Raw genomic sequence first — 25,587 nt, forward strand, 5'->3', positions numbered from 1 at the left:
CACCAACATGAACCTACATTCCTCGCTCCATTCGCATCAGCTTATGTATAAAAAACTATATACAGCAATCAGTGTGGGACTGTTAACCACGCTTTGTTTATCGACTCCAGCCATTGCTGCGCAGTCAAATGGGGTGACCACTAATACAAGCACACAGCCCACAATAACAAATAATGTATCTGTTGCTAATAGCACAGATGGTATTATCGCTATTGTCAATGACTCTGCTATTTTAAAAAGTGATCTTGCCGCTGCGGTACAACAAGCCAGACAAAGCATTCAAGCATCTGGTGGTAGGCTGCCTCCTAATGAACAACTAAACCAAGAAGTACTCAATGGCTTAATTTTGCGTGAGCTACAACTCGACTTAATCCAACGTGCAGGTATTCGCCCCAATCCTGAAGCCATCAATCAACAATTACAAGCCATTGCTCAATCACAAGGATTTAGCAGCTTAAGTGAATTACAACAACGTCTAGATGCCAGTCAACCAAATGGCTATGCCTTACTGCGCCAACAAATCATCGAAAATGAATCACTAAAAGCACTGCAACAGCGTCAAGTCGCTGGTCGAGTACGTATTACTGAGCAAGACATCGATGCCTACCTTGCCTCTCCAGAAGCGCAACAACTAGAACAAAGTGAGTTTCGTACCATTCATATCCGTGTGCCCTATTTAGATGACTATAGCCGTATTACTGAGCAACAACGTGAGCAAGCCATGCAAGTTGCTCAGCGTGTACATACCGCACTACAAAGCACCGACGATGCCAATCAAGCCATTGCAGCTGTGACTAGCAATACGGATATTAACTATCCCGTTGAGCTACAAGGTGGTGACATGGGATACCATCCTGCGGCAGGTCTACCCACTGAACTTGCAAACAAAATCACCAAACTGCAAGTAGGTGAAGTAGCCGCCCCTCAAGTGACTGCACAAGGAATTGACGTTATTAAATTGGTCGATAAACGTAGTGATGATCGTCTGATCATACCACAGTGGCACGTACGTCATGTTTTAGTCAAATCTAACCCTCAACAAAATGACGCTTTGGCTGAACAAAAAATTAATGACATCTATCAGCAGCTACAACAAGGCGCCGATTTTACTGCCATTGCTGCCACCTACTCTGATGATGCTGGTTCAGCAGGACGTGGTGGAGATTTAGAATGGATAACTGAGGGAGATACAGTGCCAGCATTTGAAGCCGTAATGAAATCCACACCTGTGGGTAGCATCTCTCAACCGTTCAAAAGTCAATTTGGCTGGCATATTCTTAAAGTAGAAGAAACTCGTAAAAATGACGTCAGCAAACAATATCGTCGTAACCTAGCACGTGAAGCTATCTTCCAACGCCTTGCACCACAAGCACAAGAAGACTGGTTACAAGAACTAAAAGCCAATGCCTATATCAAAATAATGTAGTTAACTATCGACAATGATGGCATCAACCCATCAACCAGAGGTCCACACTCTGTAAACAGGACCAAGAACTGATCCGCTCCCTACATACCTCCACAGTACTACAGTGTTGGTAGATAGGGGGTGGATTGATTTGAAAGCACAAAGCTTAGGGTCTGTTGAACTTTCACCCCGTTAGACTAATATCTGCAAGAAATACAGCTACTTTTTACTTTCATGTAAAAATTGCTCGCCGCTTTATGAGACTAATATCGTACTTTTACATAAGTCCTGATTATATTGATTCTATTGTCTATCAATGTATCTTAAACTAATAAGTATCTCAACCAAACCTAGTGTTTAAGCACTTTTTTTGGATCGATGGGACTGCCGTTTTCACGTACTTGAAACTCCAGTGCAACTTGATTGCTGTTGCCAGTATTCCCCATGATGGCGATGGGTTGACCTGCCTGCACTTGATCGCCTTCATTGACCAAAATTTTACTATTGTGCGCATAAGCAGTCACATACTGTTTATCATGACGAATCATGATCAAATTACCATACTCGGGTAGACCATCACCTGCATAGAGCACGGTGCCTGCATTACTTGCTACCACTGTATCCCCCTCTCGACCGCCAAACCACATACCTAAAATACCTTGATTAGCATTATACTGCTTGATGACTGGATTAGATGATGGTAGGCGATAAGTCGTTGCAGGGACAGGCTCAACCACGCTTGCTGCACTCGGGTATGGATTTGATCTAGTGGCAGGCGATGTCCTGTCAAAGCGACCACGTTCATTAGACTGCACACCTGTGGTAGCAGCTTGATAGCCACTTTGCTGACCATACTGATTATAAGAGCGTTGATTATTTGTTGTCGTATCAGTCCAAAGCTTTAACCATTGTCCTGTATAGATGGTATAACGACGATCTAAATTGTTCAAAGCACCTATTTGACGATAATTAAGCCCATATCTCGCAGCGATTGCACTCACTGTATCGCCCTGTTGCACATGATAATAGTTAGGCACACCCACCTGATTTTTGCTGATCGTTGGAGTGTTATTAGGATGATACGTTGGCTTAGTTGCACAACCAGAAAAACAGACAAGAGCGGCTACCACCGATGAAGACACTGCCACTTTTTGCCATTGGGGCAACCTAACCTTTTTGGCTGGTTGTAATAATTTTATGTACATAGCAATCCTTATAAATTAACAATAGTAAATGAAAAATGAATTATTCATATTAGAATAGTACAAATGATTAAAAAAATAACCAATACTTTGAATAAAAGTAACAATAATGAGTTATATAAATAAATAGAGGATAAATGTAGCAAATAAATGTAACATGAAAGTTAATCTATACAACTATTGAGTAAATATAAATCTGTCACTAAACTGAGCACCAAGTTACTGTATTGATTACCTATATTCACTCAATCACTTAGATTAAATGCCTCATACTAAATCAATAAAATCCCTATGCTACCTATATCTTAGTAGTATGTTACGCTTATCTAAGTGAATGACACATTTATTCTACAAGATTTAGGAAATTTTGTGTGACATTGCTCAGCCTAAATATTATTATAACCACAACGTTTTTAATGAGTTTTTTGCGTGATGATCAAACATATACAAACTAGTTTATCTGCTTCACGACTTAAGCGTCTTGGTTTTGGGCTAATCATTAGTAGTATTGGATTGATAACACAGACAGTAAATGCTGCCACTAGCTATAATGACATGATCACCATTCCTGTAGACCTAGCAGGTATCAGTACCACTAAGTATGAAATTGCAGTAATGCATGTACTCTCTGAGATTTGCCCACCCATGCTCAATACACAACAAAGACAAAAATTTTATAAAGCTTATAATATTGAGCTGCAAAAACTAATGCCAACTATTAAAAATCCAAAATCGGCAATACAATATTTGTCTACTCAGCAAGATTACAAGCAGGTACTACAAAGCATACGTGGATGGACATCAAGCATCTCAAGAAATGAAAATAAAGCTTTATGTCAGGATTTAGCAGACACCAATTTTTAAACTTAATATGATAAAAATTATAAAATAAAATGCCTTTTATCGATAATTGCCATTGGTTTTTTTATATATCATTCTTAATATATAATTATTGGTTTATTTGACTAAGTCATACATTTCATTTATAGCTTCCGTGACTATTTCGCCACATCACCATACTAATGGTTTCAATAATTGTATCAATAATGGCTTTGATAATAGTTTCACGGAAAAACCTTGATTGCCTATTTCATCACCTTAGGCATTTTGCTAATATATCTGTTTTGGGTAAGCAGTCATGATGATTACTGCTAAATCAGCTTGCCTTTATACTCTTTATTTTGACGGTCATTGCAGTATGAGTGGTTATGGAAAGAAACATGAGAAAAAAACAATTGCTACACCTTATCACAGCAGCGAGTCTATCGATTGCGCCTTTCGTAGCGAATGCTGCCATTGAACCACCACAAATGGATAATGCAGCTTATGTGCTTATGGACTATGATACAGGTGAAATACTCGCACAAAAAAATGCTAATACTCCCTTACCACCTGCATCTTTGACCAAGATGATGACCAGCTATATTATTGAAGACAAACTCATCTCAGGCGAGCTAAAAGAAGACGAACCGGTGTTGATGAGTGAAAATGCATGGTGTCGAGGTAGTAGCAGTCAATCTTGTATGTATGTACCTGTAAATCAATCTGCCTCTGTCATTGATATGCTACGAGGGATTATTGTGCAATCTGGCAATGATGCCTCAAAAGCAATGGCAGAGCATATCGCTGGCAGTGAATCGGCTTTTGCAGATATGATGAATCAAGAAGCAGCCAAGCTTGGCATGGAAAATACCCACTTTGTTAACTCCACAGGTATGCCAGCTGAAGGTCATGAAGCATCGGCACTTGATTTAGCAAAACTTGCCAGAGCCATTATCAAAAATGGTGGGCAGTATTATGATATCTATGCTGAAAAAGAATTTACTTATAATAATATCACTCAAGGCAACCGTAATGCCCTACTGCTGACCGATCCAACCGTTGATGGACTCAAAACAGGACATACCAATGCCGCAGGCTACTGTCTTGTCGCCTCCAGTAAGCGCAATGATATGCGTCTTATCTCCGTGATTATGGGCACAAAAAGCATGCAAGCACGGGCTGATCAATCGCGTGAGCTACTCAACTGGGGGTTTGGTCACTTTGATACCGCCATACTTGCCCCCGCCAATCAAGTCATGGCTCAAGCTCCTGTGGCATTTGGCTTACAAGACAGCGTGTCTGTCGCCACCCAAGATAGCCTTAAAGTCCTGGTCAGTAAAGATCAAAAAGACAAACTCAGCACAGTCATTCAATTAAATGACAAGATTGATGCGCCCATTGCTCAAGGTCAAAGTGTGGGACAGCTACTGGCAGTAGTTGATGGCAAAACGGTTGCCTCAGTACCATTAATTGCAACCACCTCTGTAGAGCAGTCTGGATTCTTTAAGCGAGCATGGGAACACTTAGTAAACTGGGTCACAGGATTATTTTAATATAATTTTAAACAATTTTAAATAAAATAATATTATAAAAAAGGGAGACTAAAATATTCAAGCTCCCTTTTTTATTTTATATCTTTTATCTCAAAAGTACATAACACCCTATTTATAAACTATCTTTATGTCTCACTCAAGCCAACTTTTAATGGCTTGTGCTTGCGCCTTGTGCGATAGCTGGGTCGTTTGACAAATATCGACCCCCGATGCTAATAGTTCATCCATTTGCTTTTGAGACAAATCATCATAATAATAGATGATTAATAATCGATGGTTTGATTCTAACTGACGGATATGTTCAGCCAACATCATTGCATCCACTACTTTTACCTGTGATGAAATCATCAACCCTGACGCTGACGTGGTAAAAATATGATTCATGAGTGCATCAATCTCACTAAACTCATCGACTTGCGCCCCAAACTGGGTGATCATCGCAGGAAAATAAGAAGGGGGCTTTACTGTATAGAAAATAATACGCTTACCAGATAGTATTTGATTGTCTTCATTTTGCATCCAAATTTGTAACGGTAGCAACAAACGAAAGGTACTTCCTTTTCCATAAACACTATCAACCTCTAGCTTGCCATCCATTAATTTTGTCAACCGTTGTGCCACGCCTAACCCAACGCCAACGCCTTCAAATTCACGACTCATTGAAGGATCAACCTGAAAAAATGGCAAAAAGATGTCTTTTAAATTATTAGCTTCTATGCCAATTCCTGTATCTGTTATTTCAATACGCCAATAAATAAAACTGTCTTGTTTATCTAAAAATGATTCAACAGTAATACTACCCACTTTTGTGAATTTCACCGCATTATTTAGTAGCGCATCGAGAACACTATAAATCTTTTGATGATCACCTTTTAAGGCTGTGTCCATATGATGAATACGGCTAATCACCTCTATACCCTTATCCTGCGATAATTTTTCATAATTCTGAATGAGGCTACCTAAGATTTTAAGTGGCTCAATCTTTTCCGCCTCAACCTTCATTTGTCCTTTTTCTATCTTATTAAGTTGTATGATTTGACTTAAAATCAGCTCAAGATCGGTACTGCCCTTTCTAATAATACCAATCGCATCTTCTTGTTCTTGGCTGGTATATTGATTATCTAATAACTGTAAGCCACCAAAAATCGCATTTAATGAGGTTTTTAGTTCATGAGTGATCATGCTCTGAAAGCTACTTTGTTGCAGAGCCAATAAATCTGTTGTAGAGGGTGCTTGTACTGAGTTGTTCATACGATGAACTTCAGACTGTGCCTGTTGATACAGGTGTTCCATTAGCTCCAAAGATTGATGCAGCTTATTTAATTGCACATAGATAGTATGATCTTTGAATACCCGATTGGTCAGAGGATTATAGCGATCATTAATCTCATCAGCATAATTTGACAGTGAGTTAATACTATTGATGGGTCTGGAAATCCACCAGATTACCCATACTAACCAGATAAGATAACAAAGCAACAATGCTAATAATATGAGTGAATGGCGTACAAACCACTGCTGTCTCAACCTGTCAAGATCAAGAGAAACATTGATATAACCTAACAAAGATTGATTAGGGATAATAAAAGGCAATTCTTCTTTATTTGAGGAGTCAATATTACTGGTAACAGGTTGATGAAAACTGACAATGTCATCTTGTAATACCACCTGCCAATCAGGTTTATTTTCCTCAGAAAAGCTCAAAGACTGATTAATTGAATAAAAAGAAATACTCTGTAATGTAGGATCTTGTTCAAGCAAATAAGTAACCTGTTGACCTACAACTGAAATACCATCTGGTATCGATGCATTTTCAGCCAATATTTGTGACAAATTTTTTATTTCTATTTTTTTTAGGCGATAATTATCAATTAATTCATGATATATATAAGTACCCACTGCAACTAAATAAAGCACGGTTGTAGAGATAATAACTATTTTTTTTATGTTCCAACTTAAATTTTTTGGACAAAATCGACTCATAATAGGGTCTAACCAATATCATTGATAACAAGCAAAAAAAGATAGCAAAGCAGTATGCCAAACCTGCCTCACACCAGCTAGAAATTAACAAGTATTGCTCAACATCCAACGTCAATATCTTGGATATAAAGAACATTTGCTATACTCAAATTTCAGTGACGAATGCTGACTAACGCTTTTTTTGTTTTTTGAACTTTTGCACCCGTCTACGTTGTCGCTGCTGTTGCAGTTTGGCTTTTGTTGGTACTGTCTTTTTTCCAGAGTAAGGGTTACTATTCAGTTTAAATTCAACTTTTAAAGGCGTACCCTCAAGCTTAAAGACCTGACGAAATTCATTTTCAAGATAACGTCGATAACTATTAGGCAATGATCCAGTTTGATTACCATGAACAACGATAACAGGTGGGTTATGTCCACCAAGGTGAGCATAACGCAGCTTAATACGGCGACCTGATACCATCGGTGGTGGATGCGCTGAAATGGCATCTTCTAAAATTCTAGTTAAGCGGCTGGTTGATACCTTAAACATTGCTGACTGATAAGCCCGCAAAATCGAAGGATACAGATTACCCACACCCGTACCATGTAAAGCAGAAATGAGATGCACCTTAACATAAGGAATAAAATCAAAACGACGCTCGATTTCAATTTTAACCATCTGCTTTTTATCTTCAGAGAGCCCATCCCATTTATTAATGGCAATGACAATGGCACGACCCGCATCCAGCGCATAGCCAAGCATGTGCAAATCTTGATCGACAATGCCCTCTTGTGCGTCTACCACTAAGATAGCCACATTGGCATCTTTTATCGCTTGCAACGCTTTAATAACAGAGAACTTTTCTACCTTCTCATCAATACGTCCACGCCGACGTACACCCGCCGTATCAATGAGGACATAGTGTTTACCATCTCGCTCATAAGGTATATAGATACTGTCTCTTGTCGTTCCTGGCATGTCATAGACCACAACACGCTCTTCACCCAATAATCGGTTTACCAAGGTAGATTTACCCACATTTGGTCGACCAATCACTGCTAATTTTAGTCCATCTGGAGTCTCTTGTATCTCTTGCTCAGTCATGGGTGCTGTTAAATCGTCTAGTAAATTAGACAAACCACGTCCATGACTGGCAGCCATTGGATATGGCTCTCCTAGCCCTAAGGCAAAAAACTCAGCTGTAGCGGCATCATGCACCCCATCAATTTTATTTGCTACTAGATATACAGGCTTACCAAGAGTGTGTAACAGCTTAGCAATTTCTGCATCTGCACCGACAATGCCAGCACGAGCATCAACAACAAAAACGATGATATCTGCCTCATGTATGGCAGTGTGCGATTGGGTTGACATATAGTCATCTATCGCACCTTGACCATCATCAGCTTCGCCAATGCCACCTGTATCTACGACAATAAATGACTTTCCTTCATGGCTTGCATCTCCATACTGACGGTCTCTGGTCAATCCAGATAAATCAGCAACCAGTGCTTGGCGTGTTTTTGTCATTTGATTAAATATCGTCGATTTGCCGACATTTGGACGTCCAATTAAGGCAACGACGGGTTTCATTGGCATGGATTATTACTCTCACTAAAATATAAATATATAAGTTTTAAAAAAACGACTTAAAAATTATGATATCCAAATCGGATAAAATCAGCAAAAACTATTGGCGTTTTAATTGCCAAATACTCACTTGACCAGTCGTACTTTGAGTCAGCAACGTATTTGCTTGTGTTTGTAGCGTAGACAACGCCCCTTTACCTTTGGTATTGCTACGGCTAACTATCTTACCAGTAGACGTATCTAATAAATGTACGACACCCTCTAAATCACCAACTGCCACATAATTACCAATCACCACAGGATTGGTGAGTTGTCGATAGGCAAGCTCAGAATTATCCCACAAAGGTGCACCCGTATTGCGATTAAATGCTCTAACGTGACCATCTAAAGTGGTCGCAATGACACTATTCGCCGTAGTAGCTAAAGACTTTAAACTGCCTGCATCTTGTAAAAATAATATTTGCTCGCTTAAAAGATCAACCCCTACCAACTGTCCACTATAGCTGATTGCAAATAGCTGGCTATTATCTATTACAGGCGCACCATCCACATCTGTCATGCGCTCCACTTCACTCGCACCAGAAGGAATACCAACTCGGCGTGACCATAATGGCTTACCTGTGGTGACATCTAAGGCATGCAAACGCCCATCTGCTGTCGCTATAATCGCTGTACTATTATCTAAAAGTACTGGTGAGGCACTACCGCGCACACTAATACTTGGTGCTTGGGTAGCAAACTGCCAAACGGGACTACCTGTTTGTAGTGACAATCCTTGTAATAGACCATCATTCCCAGAGACAATGACTCGGTTATTATGAATCAAAGCAGGCGCTAAAACAGTACCCGTTGTTGGTTGCTGCCAACGTATCTGACCTGTAGAAGCATTTAATGCCACAACTTTTGCTGTCCGTGTGCTCACTATCACCGTGTCACTAGCAGCATCAAAGGCAACACCACCCATAATTGCACTTTTTAAATCACTTTGCCACAGTCGTTTGCCTTGAGCATCATAAGCAGATACTTTGCCATCACGGCTAGCGGCAATCACTTGACCATCATCATAACCAACTTGTAATGATAGTGGGTCTTTACTATTGCCTTTACTACCCACATCTGTCACAAATACTGGTTGCAATAAATCAACGGATTGGGCTAATTTAACCAATGGGGTTGGTTTATGCTCTTCAGGTTTAATGCCTTTAGTACAACTAACGACACCGACCAAGGCGGTGGATAATAAAGCAACCGTAATACCTTTTGTGATACGGCGATACCGTAGCGATGACATTGTATTAAAAATGGTTGTTGTCATGTTATTTACTCACTTAATCATAAAAGTTCTTCAAAATAAGATAGGTATTGAGCATTGCTGTTTTGACAGTACTTCAAAAAGTATGCAATGATTGTTTTTCAAAGAACATACTTTTTACAATATCATCAACTATAAATATGAACTACTACTGTCCTGTAGACTCTACACTGCTATCATTGATTTGGTTATCACTGGCAGCATCAACCGTTTGCTCTGCTTCTGTGCTTGATTCATCCGTTACATTTTCACTGGCAATATTTGCATCACTAGCAGCAGCATTTTCAACAGTAACATCTGATAAAGAAACAGGTGCGCTTGCAATTAATGCTGGTTTCTTGGGCATTTCTTGCGGCATGATGCCAATACTTTCCATTTTCAAACGTAAGATTGCTCGATCTTCTTTACGACCTACAAGTAAATTCCAAGCATTTTCATAAGCACGCTCAGCTTCTTGAGTTTTATTTTGCTGCAAATAAATATCACCAAGCAGCTCTTGTTTGCTCGGCTCAAAAGCATTAGGCATTTCTTTAGAAGCAGCAGACAACGCTGCATCCACATCACCAGCTGCCAATAATGTAGTGGCATAACGTAGCTGAGTCATTGCTGTTAAACCGGCATCCTTTAAAGGGATATCCAATGCACGTTTTAGTGTCTCACTTGCACCTTTATAATCTTCACTATCTGCTTGTTGACGTGCTTTTAATAACAAAGCTTGCCACGCGTAGACAGAGTCAGGATAAGCAGTAACCAACTTATCTACCTGTGTTGCCAGTGCGCTGCGCTCAGCTTGTAGTGCAGATGACTGTAAATCAGGATTTTGTTCAGCCAATGCAACTTTGTCGTTCATCTGTTGGATAGCAGAATACGCTTGTGCCGCTTCTATATCAGGACTGACCGTATGGCTTTGCCAATATCGAAAGCCAAAAAATCCAGCCAATGCCAACACAATCGCAGCAATAATATAGCCAGCATAGTGCTTTAATTCTGCTATTGATTGTGCGTCATCGTTGCCACTACGAGGGCTTGAGTTGCTGTTACTCACCATAATATTGCCTAATAAAATTTCACTTAAAAAACTATCGACATGATCATTCGTATGTATACTGCAAAGATCACTACAAATATCAATAGATCATTCTACAAATCATTAACCTGCAAAGTTTTCAGCCGAAAATAACCAAGTATCTACATACACAGCTTGCTCACCTGTCTGCATGTTTTTGATACTAATTTGCTGCTTATCTATTTCATCTTGTGCCAAAATAACGGTCAGTTGTGCACCAGATTTATCCGCTTTTTTCATTTGTGATTTTAAACTAGTGGCACTGGCAGTTTTGATGCGTAAGTCAGGACGATTTTGGCGTAATGATTGCGCATATTTTAATCCTTGTTCATAAACATCAGGATGGGCAACCACAAAAACGTCACAAGCAGCTGTATCTGCAAATGGATTCACTGCCTGTATTAATAACAACAGACGCTCTAAACCCATCGCAAAACCAATGGCTGGTGCAGACTGAGCAGGTTTATTTGAATCAGATTTTAACGTTTTTAATTGACCCACTAATCCATCATAACGCCCACCAGCACACACAGTTGCTTGCGCACCCAACTTATCTGTTACCCATTCAAAAACGGTTTTATTATAGTAATCTAGACCACGTACAAGTTTGGGATTAATATCAAATTCAATGCCAAGTGTCGTCAAATACTGCTGTACTTTGGCAAAATGTGCCTGTGATTCTTCTCCCAAAAACTCATTTAGTTTTGGTGCATCAACTAATAAAGCTTGGGTATTGACATCTTTGCTATCTAAGATACGCAGTGGATTGGTGCTTAGGCGACGTTGACTGTCCGCATCGAGTTGATCTTTTTTATCGGTTAAATAATCAACGAGGGCTTGGCGATAAGCTCGACGTTCTTCTGGCTCACCCAAGCTATTAATCTGTAAGGTTAACTCATGATCAATGCCCAAAGACTGCCACATCATATAAGTCATCGCAATCAGCTCAGCATCTGCATCGGGCAGCTCACTACCAAAGCTTTCTACTCCCAACTGATGAAACTGGCGATAGCGACCTTTTTGTGGCTGTTCATAACGAAACATGGGACCCATATACCAAAGTTTTGGATTATCACCACGTAATAAATTATGTTCAATAACCGCTCGTACTGCACCAGCCGTCCCTTCAGGTCGTAAAGTAATAGGCGTTGGAGGATCAGACTTATCGGTAAAACTAAACATTTCTTTTTCAACGATATCAGTTGCATCACCAATGGCACGAGCAAAAAGTTGAGTTTCCTCAACAATTGGCAAGCGGATTTGCTCAAAGCCAAATCGATCGAGTACATTTACTAATGTTTTTTCAAGCTGACGCCATTCTGAGCAAGGGCGGCTGACATCTGTTGCTACTTGCAAAATGTCATTAAACCCTTTGATTGATTTGATCATAATGATTTCTTTTCTCTATTCATCTCTATTTATAAACACTGTTTATAGAAACTATTGATAAATGCTATATTTTTAATATAACCAGTCTAAGCAAACATAACCAGCAAGCATACTTTATTTATTAGCAGTTAACAATGTGGTAATAAAAAACTATCTCTACTATTAACTCACGCCAATCTGTTGATAATCAGCTTATCAGTTATTTAACTCGAATAATCTCTTTTTCTCGCTTTGCCTCTTGCTCTTTGACTTTTGCTCGTACCATTTTTTCAATTTCATCTGCAAGTTTGGTGGTATCAATTAAATGGCTTTTATCACCATTACGATAGACCAAAGAGTTAGGGCTGGCTCCAACCACACCAATATCCGCCTCTTTTGCTTCACCTGGACCATTGACTTTACAACCTATCACTGAAACATCCATCGGCTCACGGATATCCTCAAGTCTGGCTTCCAGATCATTCATCACCCGAATCACATCAAACTCTTGCCGTGAGCAACTAGGACAAGCAATAAAATTGACACCATTGGCTCGAATATTAAGAGATTTTAAGATATCAAAACCAATCTTAATCTCCTCTTCTGGCTCTGCCGCCAAAGAAATACGCATGGTATCGCCAATCCCATCAAGTAGTAAACCACCCAAGGCAATGGCAGATTTGACCGTTCCCGTACGATAGACACCTGCTTCAGTCACCCCTAAATGCAAAGGGTTATCAATTTGTGCCGAGATGAGCCGATACGCATCAAGGGTCAAAAACACATTACTGGCTTTCACTGATATTTTATATTGATCAAAATCGAGTTTCTCTAAAATATCAATATGACGCAGTGCAGATTCAAGCATGGCTTCACCCGTTGGCTCACCATATTTACGCTGAATGTCTTTTTCTAATGAGCCTGCATTGACTCCAATACGAATGGGGATACCATGATGTCGGGCACAGGCAACCACTTCACGTACCTTTTTTTCATTACCAATATTGCCAGGATTAATACGCAAACAATCTGCACCAACCTCAGCCACTGCCAATGCAATCTTGTAATCAAAATGAATGTCTGCAATCAGTGGTACGCTGCTTTGTTGCTTAATCTTAGCAAATGCTGCGACGGTATCCATGGTCGGTGTAGATACCCGCATAAGATCTGCCCCTGCATCAACGCAGCGTTTAATTTGTGCCAGTGTCCCTTCAACGTCACAAGTATTGGTATTCGTCATACTCTGTACACTGATGGGTGCATCGCCACCAATTGCCACATCACCCACATAAATCTTTTTGGTGGGACGACGGGTGATTGGAGAGGGTATCGACATACTTTGTCCTTATCAAATCATTGCACGCTCATTAATTATAAGCAGCATTGTAAGCATAGTGGCTAGATAGCTAGGTAATAATAAATATAAATACAGTTACTTCTGTTACAACTTATGTAACTCAAGTTTATCAAACTGACGAATATACTAAACCTTTGAGTAATAGACACGAGATGATAAATATCTAAATCATCTTTCTATATAGCTCACATACACATTATGGTGCTAATGAAAAATTTGCCTGATCATTTTGTGCATAATCTGCAAGTGGTACTTTTACTTGGTTTAGATTTAAGGTTACGTTTTTCACATTATTAATTTGTACTTGAAATGGGGGCTGACCTTTTATTTTGTAACCACCCCGAGGCTGATCGCCTGACAGCAATACTGCCCCTGTTGCATCGGTTACTGTAATATCAGTATTATCACGTACCCAAAAGTCTAAATTGGCATCCGCTTGTGCAACAGTCGTCTCAGTGGTTGCAATGGCTGATCCTGTATTAGCAATATCTAATGCGCTACCCGTCGCTGTTACAGCAGCATCTGTCGCTGTTGTCAGCGCAGCACCTTGGGCTTGTTCTGAGCTGGATATATTATTAATGGCTATTTCATCTTGTGGATCTACTGCCGTTTCTTGTCTGGCATTATTGACTGTACGCAACAAAAATACCGCCAATGCAATAAGTGCAATAACAAACAATATCAAAAATGGATTGATACGAAAGCTAGGACGTCGTGAATCACGCTGTAGTGTACCAAGTGGTTTGAGTGGTGTTTTTATATTTCCGACACTACTTTTAAGATGCTCTGGATACACCGCATCAAAGCTTTTGACAATGGCATTGGTATCTAAACCCAGATATTTTGCATAGTTTATGGCAAAACCTCGTGCAAACGTCATCTGTGGTAATACAGCAAAATCTTCTGCCTCCAGTGCCTCTAAATGGCGCTTTAATATATGCAGGTGATCTGCTGCCTCATCCAGCGTACAGTTTTTTTGCTCTCGTGCCCATTTAAGAGTTGCACCAAATGAACGTGAATCTGTATTAGACAACGCTTCCGACATCTTATTTCCTGTAAGTAAAGTTTCAGCCTGCTCAACTGAAGATGATGGCTGATTTGGTGAGTGGTGTTGGTTTGTTGATTTTTGCATTGTATGTTTCTTTATATGTTTCTTGCTATTTTTCTCATATTCTGTATTTTGCTGCATTAATTTATTACTTTGTACTTCGTTACTTCCATGATGCTTCAGGATTACGAATCCAAGTTTTAAGCAGCTTCGCTTCATCACTCAGCGGATATGCAGATAATAATTGCTGCGATAACTGTTGACGTTGTCGCAAATTATTATGAGCGGCAGCTAACTTAATACCTTGTAATAACAACCGAGGACTGCTTGTCACACCCCCTGTCAACATCACTGCTTCATCATACAACTGCTGTGCTTGCACCATGCGACCTTGAGTAATCAATAAGTCTATTAATTCAATGTGGGCTATCAGACTGTTACGATTGCCTTCTAATGCTCGTATAAAAGCATGGTTTGCTGTTTGCGTATCACCAACTTTTAATGCGGTACGCCCAAGATTTTCTAAAGCACCAATACGCCCCTCATAACCTAGAGCCGAACCTGCTATCTCAAACTGAGCAATGGCCTCTTTATAGCGCCCACGCTGTGAGAGATATACCCCATAGTTATTACGAGCTTGCATAAATTGTGGATCTATCTCAATGGCACGTTTAAAAAAGCCATCTGCCTTAGCTAAGTTGAGCTCACTGCCCTCTTGTTGCAACAGCACACCCATCATATCATAGGCTGGCGCATATCTGCTATTGGCAGCAAAAGCCTTCTCTAGCTGCCTTTGAGCAGAATCAAGGTCATTTTGACGGATAAATTGTGCCGCCATCGTAGTACGTACTTGTGCCACTTTATCTGGATCAGATACATTGTGTCCAGAAGGCTCTGTCATGGTTGTATAACGGCTACTTGGTGCATCACTTGGGGCACTTTGGCAAGCACTCAATGCAACGCTGCCAACGATACCCATCATCGCTAGACCCACTGCCTTTGGCAGCCGTTGTAAAATGTTTGACTGTGTACTGTTAGATATTGTCACAAATTTTGTCATAAGTAATGGTGTTTTCCCATGTTGCATGGCAGATTGTATTGGCGCACATTTATTTTTCTTAGGCAGTAAGTGTGTCATAATTACCGTCTTACATCAGTAGTTTTATATTAGTGGTATCTTAAAACCTACTCTATTATTATAAATAGAGTTTTTTTATCTTTATAAATTTTGTATCCATTTTTGTATCTATTTCTATTATAGAATTATAGTTTATATCCATAATCCATTATGCTTACTCATTCTCATCGCCCATCAAGATGACGCTACGGTGGTCTGCTTTTCTTGTATTTTCTGCTGCCATTTTGCAGAGCGGCGGGTACGGTCTGCTACTTGCCCAACTAACTGCCCACAGGCGGCATCAATATCATCGCCCCGAGTTTGACGAATGGTACACACAAATCCTGCATTGTTTAATATATTACTAAATGTATGAATACGGTTGTTACTAGATCGGTCATAAGGCGCATGCGGAAATGGGTTAAATGGAATTAAGTTAATTTTGCTTGGCAACCCATCTAAAAGTTGAACCAATTGCTGTGCATGTTCATCACTATCATTGACGCCTGCCAGCATCACATACTCAATGGTAACGTGTTTTTTATGACGCGGATTGTCATTAACATAAGCATGCGCTGCTGTGATCAACTGCTCAAGTGGATATTTTTTATTAATTGGAACTAACTCATTTCGTAGCTCATCATTTGGTGCATGTAGCGAGATGGCAAGCGCCACATCGATGTCTTTAAACAAATCATACATCTTCGGCACAACACCCGAAGTGGACAAAGTGACTCGGCGTTTAGATAGTCCATAGGCATGATCTGAGAGCATCAACTGCATTGAGGCAATAACAGGTTTATAATTTAGCAGTGGCTCACCCATTCCCATCATCACCACATTGGTGACTTGATTTTGCCACTCAGTGTTATCAACACCTTGCATATATGACGCATTGGCAACCCATAGTTGCCCAATAATTTCTGCGGCGGTCAAATCACGCTCAAAGCCTTGCTTGCCTGTACTACAAAAACTACAGTCCAAAGCACAGCCCACCTGAGAAGATATACATAATGTCTTGCGACCATTGGCTTTGCTGTCATCTGCTGGAATCAATACCGTCTCAACCAAAGAGCCACCTGCCACTTTAAACACCCACTTACGAGTACCATCTTCACTAAACTCCTTGTGCATGATGGCTGGAGGCACAACACATGCCTTTTTACTTAGCTTTTCACGCAACCCCTTAGACAAATTGGTCATCTCAGCAAAATCAGTCACTCCATGCTGATAAATCCACTTCATCACTTGCGATGCCCGAAAAGGCTTTTCGCCCAGTGACTTAAAGTATGCACCCAGTTCATTTTGGGTCATACCTAATAAATTGGTTTTTGCCACTACAGAGTCGTCACTGTGCGGTGATTGTGCATCAGTTGCAGTATTCACGAGTGGGATTTTTGTCATAATAAGCTTGCCGATATGATAAGAGAAGACTGGCTGAATTTTGCCATTATAGTCAAATTCAATCCTAAAGTCATAATTTAGTGCCTATTAGCGTCATATAATTCATTTTATGTTAAAGTGACTCATATAGGCTTTGTGATAAATAAGAATGACTCACACATACTATCAAAATAATAAAAAATAATAAAAAAGACCTTCATATCAGTTTAATATGAGGGTCTTTGTATTTATATATAGCAGTTATTTCAGCGAGTAAATTTTAGATAGATGATATCAAATACTGATTACCCTAAACTGCTGATAATAAAAATATGACCTAGCGTGTACGCTCAAGTACTTCATCATCATTAAAGAAATAAGCAATTTCACGCTTTGCAGATTCTGCAGAGTCTGAGCCATGTACTGCGTTTTCATCAATGCTACTAGCAAAGTCTTTACGAATTGTACCTTCAGCAGCATCAGCAGGGTTGGTTGCCCCCATGATTTCACGATGCTTAGCGATGGCATTTTCACCCTCTAAAACAGACACAACAACAGGACCTGACGTCATGAATGATTTTAGATCATTATAAAAAGGACGCTCTTTATGCTCTGCATAAAAGCCGCCCGCTTTTTCATCGTCTAGATGTAGCATTTTTGCAGCTACGATTTTTAGACCATTTTTTTCAAAACGAGTATAAATCTCACCAATATGGTTGCCGCCAACAGCGTCAGGTTTAATGATAGATAAGGTACGTTCGATAGCCATAATAAAACTCCTTGTTTTATGGTAAAAAATAATTAATGTATTCAATCGCCTATTATAACGACTCTTAGGATAAATGATAGAGGAAAGTGGTTTATCATTTAATAAAACAAACGAGACAACTGAAAAAATATAAACTAAAAATATAGCATTAAAAAATATAAATAATATTACCAACCCCTTTAATACGCTTTAACACCTTGATGCTGATACAATCTCTCCCCACTGCCTAGTGATGGCATCATAGTCTCTTTCTTGTATCGAATCATACATATAATAATAAGCACCCACCAAACTATTTCTCTGCTCTGAAAAGCACATATTAAATAAAGACTCAACAGCAGTCCTCTTACTTCGTGCCGCTTCTTCGCCACTATAAAAATACTAAGGTAGGTTTTAACTGTCATCTTGGTTATAATTGCGTCAGCCATGCGTTGTCTACTTAAAAAACTCAAAGCAGACATTACTCACTCGCCAAAGTCCAAAGGACATATCCATGCCTAAGTCTCGTACTCATTTAAACCCCACACCAAATAAATCACCAAGTAACAACCATCAATATTTAGTGGGTTTGGTACTACGCTTTGGAGTGATGATGATTGCCATTATTGCCATCATTGTTGGGCTTATCTTGTCATGGTGGTGGCTGGTTGTCATTGCTGCCATGGCGGTTGCATTAGGCATTTATGATGTGCTGCAATCTAAGCACGCCATCTTAAAAAACTATCCCATTGCGGGTCATATTCGCTATTTATTTGAAGATTATCGCCCTGAGATACGCCAATATCTCTTAGAAGATGATAAAGAACAAGTGCCGTTTTCTCGCCAGCAGCGCGCATTGGTCTATCAACGTGCCAAAAATGTCAGTGACACCAATGCATTTGGTACATTAGATAACTTATATGTTAAAGGCAAAGAGTGGTTTTTACAATCTGCAACCAGCCACCCAGTCAAAGACACAGATTTTCGGATTACGGTGGGTAATGAGCATTGCCAGCAGCCATACTCTTTGTCTGTGTTCAATATTTCTGCAATGAGTTTTGGTAGCTTATCTGCCAATGCCATTATGGCTTTAAATCATGGGGCAAAAATAGGCGGTTTTACCCATGATACAGGTGAAGGCGCAATTAGCCCATATCACCGCAAATTTGGTGGAGACCTTATTTGGGAGCTGGGTACTGGCTATTTTGGTTGTCGCAATGAAAAAGGGGAATTTGATGCTCACTTATTTGCTGAGCATGCCAACGAGCCACAAGTAAAAATGATTGAAATCAAGCTGTCACAAGGGGCAAAACCCGGCAAAGGTGGGGTATTACCCGCCGAAAAAATCACGCCTGAAATTGCAGATACTCGGCGTATTCCAATGGGAGAAGACTGTGTATCTCCTGCCAGTCATAGTGCCTTTACAACTCCTCGTGAGCTTGTCGCGTTTTGGCAACAGTTACGGGAGCTATCAGGGGGCAAACCTGTGGGCTTTAAACTATGTATCGGACAACCATGGCAGTTTATGGCAATTGTTAAAGCAATGCTAGAGGCGGATAATTATCCTGACTTTATCGTCGTTGATGGTGCAGAAGGTGGCACAGGCGCAGCACCAGTTGAGTTTATGGACAGTGTAGGCATGCCATTAATTGATGGGTTTTTATTAGTACATAATACCTTGGTGGGTGCAGGCATTCGAGAGAAGATAAAAGTGGGCGTGAGTGGTAAAATTGTCTCAGGTTTTGATATCGCTCGCATGCTTTCTCTTGGGGCAGATTGGTGTAACAGTGCACGTGGATTTATGTTTGCCGTTGGTTGTATCCAGTCTCGTTCTTGTCATACCAACACTTGTCCTACTGGCGTAGCTACTCAAGACCCTTACCGTCAGCAAGCTTTGGATGTACCCAGTAAAGCAGATCGTGTGGCAAGCTTTCACAAAAATACCCTAAAGTCGCTGGCATCTATTGTGGGAGCAACTGGTCTTCAGCACCCTGCTGATTTAAAACCCTATCATATCGCCAGACGTATGCAAGATGGGCAAATCAAACTACTATCGAAGTATTTTTATTTTATGGATGCAGGCGCATTAGTTAAAGGCAATGCTCGAGCAGATATCTATAACCAAATGTGGGTGATGGCAGATGCTAATAGCTTTGATGCCAATAATGATGCCCTCATTGCCTATAACAAACACTCAAAAGATAAAGGTAAAAATACAACCGCTGTCAGCTATTAATACTTTTGATACTTTTAATACTTTGATTTATCACATCCTACTGTTATAAAGTGATTGATGGTATAGTCATCACTACAATTGATATATTACAATGAGTTAAATTACATTATTTTCTACCCTGATTTTGAGGTTACTTTGTCTCAACCACTTACAGTCACACAATCACCCAAGCATTTTTTTAAGATGCTCAGTCGGACATCTATAAAAAGATCGCATCAGCTTGGATTTATGTTGCTCATTTGCCTATTTAGCAGTGGGCTTGGAGGCTGTAATGACTCAGATCCTAGTGACTGGGTGACAAGTATCAAAGATAGCATCAATAGTCATGATCATAATCATAGTAATGACAACCATTGTGATAGAGGTAATGTCCCTTTTACTTATTCATTATGCCAAATCAGCCAAGACAAACTACTGCATGATAAACATCTGTCATTACAGTTATTTTGGAAGCCAAATAATGATAATAGTAACCATGACATCACCCCACTATATAAATTTGCTAACCTAATTTCTACCTTACCTGCCACAGACAAATTACAGTTTGCTGCCAATGCTGGTATGTATAATACTGAGTTTGCCCCCATTGGTTATACAGTTATCAAAGGTAAGGAGATACGCTCACTTAATCTCAAACAAGGCAGTGGCAACTTTCATTTATTACCCAATGGTGTACTGTGGTGGGATAAATCTGGCAAGGTACACATTACTGAAAGTCAGCAAATGCAAACTTTATTAGATGATGGTACAGCCACACCTTGGTATGCTACCCAATCCGGCCCGATGCTGGTGATTGACGGTCATATTCACCCTAAATTTAACCTTGAAAGCACATCAAAAAAATTCCGTAATGGTGTTGGTGTTTGTGATGATGGGTATATTAAGTTTGTTAATAGTGATGAGCCTGTTAATTTTTATCATTTTGCCAGCCTGTTTAAAGATAAGCTACATTGTCCTAATGCCTTATTCTTAGATGGTGGTATTGCCTCTGCCCTTTATGCCCCTGAGATATCACAACATGATGATAAAAATATGGGGGTGATGGTGGGTGTTGTGGCGACAGAGTAAAATACCAATTTAAAAAATAATTAAAAAAATTTTAATTAATACCTAAATCAAACGATATAATCTTATCTTTTAAACTCCACTCTCAACCATCAAAAAGCTGACGCTAATGCCATCACCCACAAAATAAATAATAGGGTTAATGCCAAAAACTGGGCGGCAGAACCGACATCTTTACCAATTTTTGCTAAGGGGTGACGCTCGGTGGAGGTGTGGTCAATACTTGCCTCAATCCCCGTATTAAATAGCTCAACAATCAAGGATACAAACGAGGCAAACACTAGTATCATTTTAATCGCTAAAGCAAACGGCATAAATAACAGTGCCACAAATAGCCCTAAATTTAGCCATAGTACCTGCCGAAAAGCTGCTTCATTTTTGTAGGCTGCCATAAAGCCATCACGAGAATAGCCGAATGCTTTGACAATACGGCTAACACCACCTTTACCTTTGACTTCAGCCGCAAAACTTTCTGCAACTTGTTCCCCTGCATCGGGGGTATACTTGGCGTGGCGAGAATGTTTGGGGTCTTGCATACTGTGTGCCTTTTTTTGCTTATTTACTTAATTTAGTTATTTATTGCGTTGCCATAGCCATTCTGCCAATTCAATCAACGCATTATTTTCGCTTATATTGTCATTAGAGTTAGAATTAGTAAATTGTGCTAGTAAATCAGCTTTTGCCTCAATAAAAAGCTGTTTGGCATAGGCTTTGGCAGGCTCAATCCCCATCAATTTCACATAGGTAGATTTATCCAATTTTTCATCACTGCCCGCAGGCTTGCCCAAGTCGTTAGTGCTGGCAGTCACATCCAAAATATCATCTTGTACCTGAAATGCCAGTCCAATTTGAGTAGCAAAGCTCTGTAGTGCTGTGCTTTGCTCGCTATTGGCATGAGCACAGATACCACCCATCATGGTTGCCGCTTCGATTAAAGCTCCTGTTTTATCACGGTGGATGGCTTCTAATTCATCTTGACTGATTTGCTGCCCCTCAGCATTTAAGTCGAGCATTTGTCCTGCCACCATACGTCTAGCACGAGGAGCAAAAGTATTTAGTAGTTGTATGGCAATGCTGTCATCTATGCTCTTAAAGCCTAATATATCTGATGTTAGCACCTCAAACGCTAATGTCTGCAATACATCACCTGCTAGTAGAGCAGTTGCTTCATCGAAGGCAATATGACAAGTTGGACGTCCACGGCGCAAATCATCGTCATCCATACAAGGTAGATCATCATGAATAAGTGAATAAGCATGTAGTAGCTCAACAGCAAGCATGGCACGGCGGCAAGCATGGTTTAATGGTTGCTGAGGATTAACGCTACTAAAAGCACAAGCAACTAATAAAGGGCGCACCCGTTTCCCACTGCCTGTCATGGCATAGTGGCAGGCTGCTTTAAGTGGTTCAGGTAAGGTGACAAACGTAACATTTGATAAACTGCTTTGTTGTTCATTGCCAAATAGAGCGGCAATATCATCTTCTAAAACAGACAGCACGTTTTGCATAAATACATTAAAGTTTGGCGTTTGCTGAAAGCTGAATTGAGTATCATCAGTATGATGAGTAGGGTGGCTTGGCTGAGTGGTTTGGGAAGTTAAAGATGACATATAGGATACGGTAAGCTAAAGGTGAATGTTTGATAAAGTCTATTTTCTGCTGAGTACATATTATATTGTCGCTGTCATATTATATATGGCTTTGTGCATTTATTATGTGTCAATCTCTATGAAACGCTTGTTTGCTCAATTTTTTAAATAGCTGTTTCAATGAGTATGAGTGCTTTTGTTATATAAGATGAAGTTTTTATATTATAACTGAGGTGAATACGTCTTAACTGCTGAATAAATCAGTATTACTGTCTTTATTTAGAAAATAAAAGCTTTGTGACAATTTATTAATATTTTTTATTTCACTATATTTCGTCATTTTTTTAGTCTAAAGTAAGGGTAATCTAAATTACACAAAGCTAGATGCTACTTCATTTTCATCACTTTTACGATAAAAAATTGTAAGAAAAATTCATAGTCGTGCAAGAGTTTATGACTTGTGAGTCAGGCGTTACATTGTGACAGTGAGGGGGCAAATCCCCTACACTAAGTAGCGTTCTGAATGAATATCATAACAACACAAACAACCACAGAAAAAACGAGGAGAGAGGAATGATTTATCAAGGTAATCGCATTTCGGTATCAATGCTAGATGATGGCATTGCCAATATGCAGTTTAATGCCGAAAATGAGAGCGTCAATAAATTTGATGCTGAAACCAATAAACAGTTTGCTGAGGCAGTCAGTGCCTTAGAGCAGGCGGATGAGGTCAAAGGTCTTGTCGTTACTTCTGGCAAAAGCGTGTTTATCGCTGGTGCTGACATTACCGAATTTTTAAGTATTTTTGAAGAGCCAGAAGAAAAAATCCTATCTTGGCTACTTGAAATTAACCAAATATTTAACCGTTTTGAAGACCTACCATTCCCCAAAGTTGCTGCCATTAATGGGGCTGCCTTAGGCGGTGGTTGTGAGATGACATTGGTATGTGAATACCGTGTGATGAGTGATAAAGCACAAATTGGTCTGCCTGAGACTCAGCTTGGTATTTTCCCCGGCTTTGGTGGTAGCGTGCGTACACCACGCTTATTAGGTATCGACAATGCACTAGAGCTAATCGCTACTGGTAAACCACAAAAACCTGCCGATGCGTTAAAACTTGGCTTGGTTGATGCGGTGGTTTCTGCTGATGACTTACAAAATGCTGCCATTGATTTGGTCAAAAAGTGCATCTCAGGTGAGCTTGATTGGCAAGCCAAACGTGAAGAAAAACTAAACCCTGTTAAGCTAAACCAACTTGAGCAAGCGATGGCATTTAACAGTGCTAAGGGCATGATTTTTGCCAAAGCCAATCCAAAACAATATCCTGCTGTTGCCTTAGCCATTGAAGCGATTGAAAAACACGTGAATTTGCCACGTGACAAAGCCATCGAAGTAGAAGCCAATAACTTTGTCAAAGCCGCCAAGACACCACAAGCAGAAAGCTTAGTTGGTATCTTCTTAAATGACCAAGCAGTGAAAAAACTGGCAAAACAGCACAGTGCCAAAGCTCACGACATCAATGAAGCGGCAGTATTGGGCGCTGGTATCATGGGTGGTGGTATCGCTTATCAAGCCGCCAGCAAAGGCTTGCACATCATCATGAAAGACATCAAAGCTGAGCAGCTTGATTTGGGTATGGGTGAGGCAAGCAAACTGCTTGGCAAAATGGTTGAGCGTGACCGCATGACCCCAGCACAAATGGGCGAAACTCTAAGCCGTATCCGCCCAACCCTAAATTATGGTGACTTTGGTGAGACTGATATCGTTATCGAGGCGGTGGTCGAAAATCCAAAAGTGAAACATGACGTATTAAAAGAAGTCGAAGGCTTGGTTAAAGACGACTGTATCCTAGCCTCAAACACTTCAACCATTTCTATCACTTATCTAGCCGAAGTATTAGAGCGTCCAGAAAACTTTGTCGGTATGCACTTTTTCAACCCTGTACACCGTATGCCATTGGTCGAAGTTATTCGTGGTGAAAAGTCTTCTGAAGAGGCGATTGCTACTACCGTTGCCCTAGCACAGCGTATGGGTAAAGTGCCTGTTGTGGTCAATGACTGTCCCGGATTTTTGGTAAACCGTGTGTTGTTCCCTTACTTTGGTGCATTTGATTTACTGCTTAAAGAAGGAGCAGACTTTGTACACATTGATAAAGTCATGGAAAAATTTGGCTGGCCAATGGGTCCTGCTTACTTGATTGACGTGGTTGGTTTAGACACTGGCGTGCATGGTGCCGAAGTGATGGCAGAAGGTTTCCCAGACCGTATGAAACCTGACTATAAAGGCGCGATTAAGCACTTATTTGAAAACAATCGCTTAGGTCAGAAAAATGGCGTCGGCTTCTACAAATACGAAAAAGACAAACGTGGTAAGCCACAAAAAGTCGCTGACGATGCCACCTATGAGCTACTAAAAGCAGTGACAGATAATGGCAGCCAAGAGTTTGATGACCAAACCATCATTGACCGTATGATGCTGGCTTTCTGTAACGAAACCGTGCGTTGCCTAGAAGATAACATCGTCGCTACCCCTGCTGAGGCTGATATGGCAATGATTATGGGCGTTGGTTTCCCACCGTTCCGTGGTGGTCCTTGCCGTTACATCGACCAAATGGGCTTGGATAACTACTTAGCATTGTGTGAAAAATACGCTCATCTTGGCAAAGCCTATGAAGCACCACAAAAAATCCGTGACATGGCAGCCGCTGGTGAGAAGTTTTATCCCACTGCGTCAAAAACCGCTTAGTATAACGATGACACCAAA

General features: G+C 40.2%; 19 protein-coding genes. 6 read left to right on the forward strand and 13 right to left on the reverse strand.

Annotated elements, in window-relative coordinates; genetic code table 11:
- Nucleotides 1-43: 43 nt before the first annotated feature.
- Entirely contained in the window at nucleotides 44-1,426 is a 1,383-nt protein-coding gene (locus FHK89_RS08440; RefSeq protein WP_230656424.1) for a peptidylprolyl isomerase, read from the forward strand.
- A 329-nt stretch (nucleotides 1,427-1,755) separates the two neighbouring features.
- Here FHK89_RS08440 and FHK89_RS08445 read toward each other — a convergent pair whose 3' ends face one another.
- Nucleotides 1,756-2,610: a peptidoglycan DD-metalloendopeptidase family protein gene (locus tag FHK89_RS08445; RefSeq protein ID WP_230656421.1), complete on the reverse strand. Its 855-nt coding sequence runs from the start codon at nucleotides 2,608-2,610 to the stop codon at nucleotides 1,756-1,758.
- Nucleotides 2,611-3,039: 429 nt separating this feature from the next.
- On the opposite strand from FHK89_RS08445, the gene FHK89_RS08450 reads away from it, so the two are divergent.
- Together FHK89_RS08450 and FHK89_RS08455 are read left to right on the forward strand one after the other, a co-directional pair.
- Nucleotides 3,040-3,471, forward strand: a complete 432-nt coding sequence (locus FHK89_RS08450; RefSeq protein ID WP_230656656.1) for an MCR_0457 family protein — start codon at nucleotides 3,040-3,042, stop codon at nucleotides 3,469-3,471.
- 356 nt (nucleotides 3,472-3,827) lie between these two features.
- Nucleotides 3,828-4,982 carry a D-alanyl-D-alanine carboxypeptidase family protein gene (locus FHK89_RS08455; RefSeq protein WP_230656418.1) on the forward strand — a complete coding sequence of 385 codons (1,155 nt, stop codon included), beginning with the start codon at nucleotides 3,828-3,830 and terminating at the stop codon, nucleotides 4,980-4,982.
- 132 nt (nucleotides 4,983-5,114) lie between these two features.
- On the opposite strand, the gene FHK89_RS08460 is transcribed toward FHK89_RS08455, so the two are convergent.
- The 10 genes from FHK89_RS08460 to ndk all read right to left on the reverse strand — a co-directional run bounded on the left by FHK89_RS08460 (nucleotide 5,115) and on the right by ndk (nucleotide 17,955).
- Nucleotides 5,115-6,965, reverse strand: a complete 1,851-nt coding sequence (locus FHK89_RS08460) for a sensor histidine kinase (protein WP_230656414.1) — start codon at nucleotides 6,963-6,965, stop codon at nucleotides 5,115-5,117.
- Between the two features lie 169 nt (nucleotides 6,966-7,134).
- Entirely contained in the window at nucleotides 7,135-8,544 is a 1,410-nt protein-coding gene (gene der / locus FHK89_RS08465) for a ribosome biogenesis GTPase Der (protein ID WP_230656411.1), read from the reverse strand.
- Between the two features lie 91 nt (nucleotides 8,545-8,635).
- Nucleotides 8,636-9,850, reverse strand: a complete 1,215-nt coding sequence (gene bamB / locus FHK89_RS08470; RefSeq protein ID WP_230656408.1) for an outer membrane protein assembly factor BamB — start codon at nucleotides 9,848-9,850, stop codon at nucleotides 8,636-8,638.
- A gap of 145 nt (nucleotides 9,851-9,995) precedes the next feature.
- Nucleotides 9,996-10,895, reverse strand: a complete 900-nt coding sequence (locus FHK89_RS08475; protein WP_230656405.1) for a YfgM family protein — start codon at nucleotides 10,893-10,895, stop codon at nucleotides 9,996-9,998.
- Nucleotides 10,896-10,997: 102 nt separating this feature from the next.
- Complete coding sequence (gene hisS, locus FHK89_RS08480) at nucleotides 10,998-12,302, reverse strand: histidine--tRNA ligase (RefSeq protein ID WP_230656402.1); 1,305 nt, start codon at nucleotides 12,300-12,302, stop codon at nucleotides 10,998-11,000.
- 199 nt (nucleotides 12,303-12,501) lie between these two features.
- Nucleotides 12,502-13,617: a flavodoxin-dependent (E)-4-hydroxy-3-methylbut-2-enyl-diphosphate synthase gene (ispG, locus tag FHK89_RS08485; protein WP_230656399.1), complete on the reverse strand. Its 1,116-nt coding sequence runs from the start codon at nucleotides 13,615-13,617 to the stop codon at nucleotides 12,502-12,504.
- 217 nt (nucleotides 13,618-13,834) lie between these two features.
- Nucleotides 13,835-14,770, reverse strand: a complete 936-nt coding sequence (locus FHK89_RS08490; RefSeq protein WP_230656396.1) for a helix-turn-helix domain-containing protein — start codon at nucleotides 14,768-14,770, stop codon at nucleotides 13,835-13,837.
- A 79-nt stretch (nucleotides 14,771-14,849) separates the two neighbouring features.
- Entirely contained in the window at nucleotides 14,850-15,824 is a 975-nt protein-coding gene (gene pilW / locus FHK89_RS08495) for a type IV pilus biogenesis/stability protein PilW (protein WP_230656393.1), read from the reverse strand.
- A gap of 174 nt (nucleotides 15,825-15,998) precedes the next feature.
- Complete coding sequence (gene rlmN / locus FHK89_RS08500; RefSeq protein WP_230656390.1) at nucleotides 15,999-17,207, reverse strand: 23S rRNA (adenine(2503)-C(2))-methyltransferase RlmN; 1,209 nt, start codon at nucleotides 17,205-17,207, stop codon at nucleotides 15,999-16,001.
- A 316-nt stretch (nucleotides 17,208-17,523) separates the two neighbouring features.
- Nucleotides 17,524-17,955, reverse strand: coding sequence for a nucleoside-diphosphate kinase (gene ndk / locus FHK89_RS08505; RefSeq protein ID WP_230656387.1), 432 nt, complete (start codon nucleotides 17,953-17,955; stop codon nucleotides 17,524-17,526).
- 493 nt (nucleotides 17,956-18,448) lie between these two features.
- On the opposite strand from ndk, the gene FHK89_RS08510 reads away from it, so the two are divergent.
- Both FHK89_RS08510 and FHK89_RS08515 read left to right on the forward strand, forming a co-directional pair.
- Nucleotides 18,449-20,170, forward strand: a complete 1,722-nt coding sequence (locus FHK89_RS08510; RefSeq protein WP_230656385.1) for an FMN-binding glutamate synthase family protein — start codon at nucleotides 18,449-18,451, stop codon at nucleotides 20,168-20,170.
- A gap of 228 nt (nucleotides 20,171-20,398) precedes the next feature.
- A complete protein-coding gene (locus tag FHK89_RS08515) occupies nucleotides 20,399-21,238 on the forward strand; it encodes a phosphodiester glycosidase family protein (protein ID WP_230656382.1) in 840 nt (279 codons plus the stop codon).
- Between the two features lie 89 nt (nucleotides 21,239-21,327).
- On the opposite strand, the gene FHK89_RS08520 is transcribed toward FHK89_RS08515, so the two are convergent.
- The gene (locus FHK89_RS08520) at nucleotides 21,328-21,771 is read right to left on the reverse strand and encodes a diacylglycerol kinase (RefSeq protein WP_230659047.1); all 444 of its coding nucleotides are present in this window, start codon (nucleotides 21,769-21,771) and stop codon (nucleotides 21,328-21,330) included.
- 36 nt (nucleotides 21,772-21,807) lie between these two features.
- On the reverse strand, nucleotides 21,808-22,743 hold the full coding sequence (locus FHK89_RS08525; RefSeq protein ID WP_442966573.1) for a polyprenyl synthetase family protein: 936 nt from the start codon (nucleotides 22,741-22,743) through the stop codon (nucleotides 21,808-21,810).
- 654 nt (nucleotides 22,744-23,397) lie between these two features.
- Between FHK89_RS08525 and fadB the strand changes: the two genes are divergently transcribed.
- A complete protein-coding gene (gene fadB, locus FHK89_RS08530; protein WP_230659050.1) occupies nucleotides 23,398-25,569 on the forward strand; it encodes a fatty acid oxidation complex subunit alpha FadB in 2,172 nt (723 codons plus the stop codon).
- Nucleotides 25,570-25,587: the final 18 nt, after the last annotated feature.

This window comes from Psychrobacter sp. I-STPA10 (genome assembly GCF_021012795.1).
Lineage (GTDB): Bacteria > Pseudomonadota > Gammaproteobacteria > Pseudomonadales > Moraxellaceae > Psychrobacter.

Excerpts from the sequence above, each read along its gene's own strand:
- der (WP_230656411.1), bottom strand. The coding sequence starts at position 8,544 with ATGCCAATGAAACCCGTCGTTGCCTTAATTGGACGTCCAAATGTCGGC.
- FHK89_RS08520 (WP_230659047.1), bottom strand. The coding sequence starts at position 21,771 with ATGCAAGACCCCAAACATTCTCGCCACGCCAAGTATACCCCCGATGCA.
- FHK89_RS08460 (WP_230656414.1), bottom strand. The coding sequence starts at position 6,965 with ATGAGTCGATTTTGTCCAAAAAATTTAAGTTGGAACATAAAAAAAATA.
- pilW (WP_230656393.1), bottom strand. The coding sequence starts at position 15,824 with ATGACACACTTACTGCCTAAGAAAAATAAATGTGCGCCAATACAATCT.
- FHK89_RS08475 (WP_230656405.1), bottom strand. The coding sequence starts at position 10,895 with ATGGTGAGTAACAGCAACTCAAGCCCTCGTAGTGGCAACGATGACGCA.
- rlmN (WP_230656390.1), bottom strand. The coding sequence starts at position 17,207 with ATGACAAAAATCCCACTCGTGAATACTGCAACTGATGCACAATCACCG.
- bamB (WP_230656408.1), bottom strand. The coding sequence starts at position 9,850 with ATGACAACAACCATTTTTAATACAATGTCATCGCTACGGTATCGCCGT.
- ispG (WP_230656399.1), bottom strand. The coding sequence starts at position 13,617 with ATGTCGATACCCTCTCCAATCACCCGTCGTCCCACCAAAAAGATTTAT.
- FHK89_RS08510 (WP_230656385.1), top strand. The coding sequence starts at position 18,449 with ATGCCTAAGTCTCGTACTCATTTAAACCCCACACCAAATAAATCACCA.
- FHK89_RS08440 (WP_230656424.1), top strand. The coding sequence starts at position 44 with ATGTATAAAAAACTATATACAGCAATCAGTGTGGGACTGTTAACCACG.
- ndk (WP_230656387.1), bottom strand. The coding sequence starts at position 17,955 with ATGGCTATCGAACGTACCTTATCTATCATTAAACCTGACGCTGTTGGC.
- hisS (WP_230656402.1), bottom strand. The coding sequence starts at position 12,302 with ATGATCAAATCAATCAAAGGGTTTAATGACATTTTGCAAGTAGCAACA.
- fadB (WP_230659050.1), top strand. The coding sequence starts at position 23,398 with ATGATTTATCAAGGTAATCGCATTTCGGTATCAATGCTAGATGATGGC.
- FHK89_RS08455 (WP_230656418.1), top strand. The coding sequence starts at position 3,828 with ATGAGAAAAAAACAATTGCTACACCTTATCACAGCAGCGAGTCTATCG.
- FHK89_RS08525 (WP_442966573.1), bottom strand. The coding sequence starts at position 22,743 with ATGCAAAACGTGCTGTCTGTTTTAGAAGATGATATTGCCGCTCTATTT.
- FHK89_RS08490 (WP_230656396.1), bottom strand. The coding sequence starts at position 14,770 with ATGCAAAAATCAACAAACCAACACCACTCACCAAATCAGCCATCATCT.
- FHK89_RS08515 (WP_230656382.1), top strand. The coding sequence starts at position 20,399 with ATGTTGCTCATTTGCCTATTTAGCAGTGGGCTTGGAGGCTGTAATGAC.
- FHK89_RS08450 (WP_230656656.1), top strand. The coding sequence starts at position 3,040 with ATGATCAAACATATACAAACTAGTTTATCTGCTTCACGACTTAAGCGT.
- FHK89_RS08445 (WP_230656421.1), bottom strand. The coding sequence starts at position 2,610 with ATGTACATAAAATTATTACAACCAGCCAAAAAGGTTAGGTTGCCCCAA.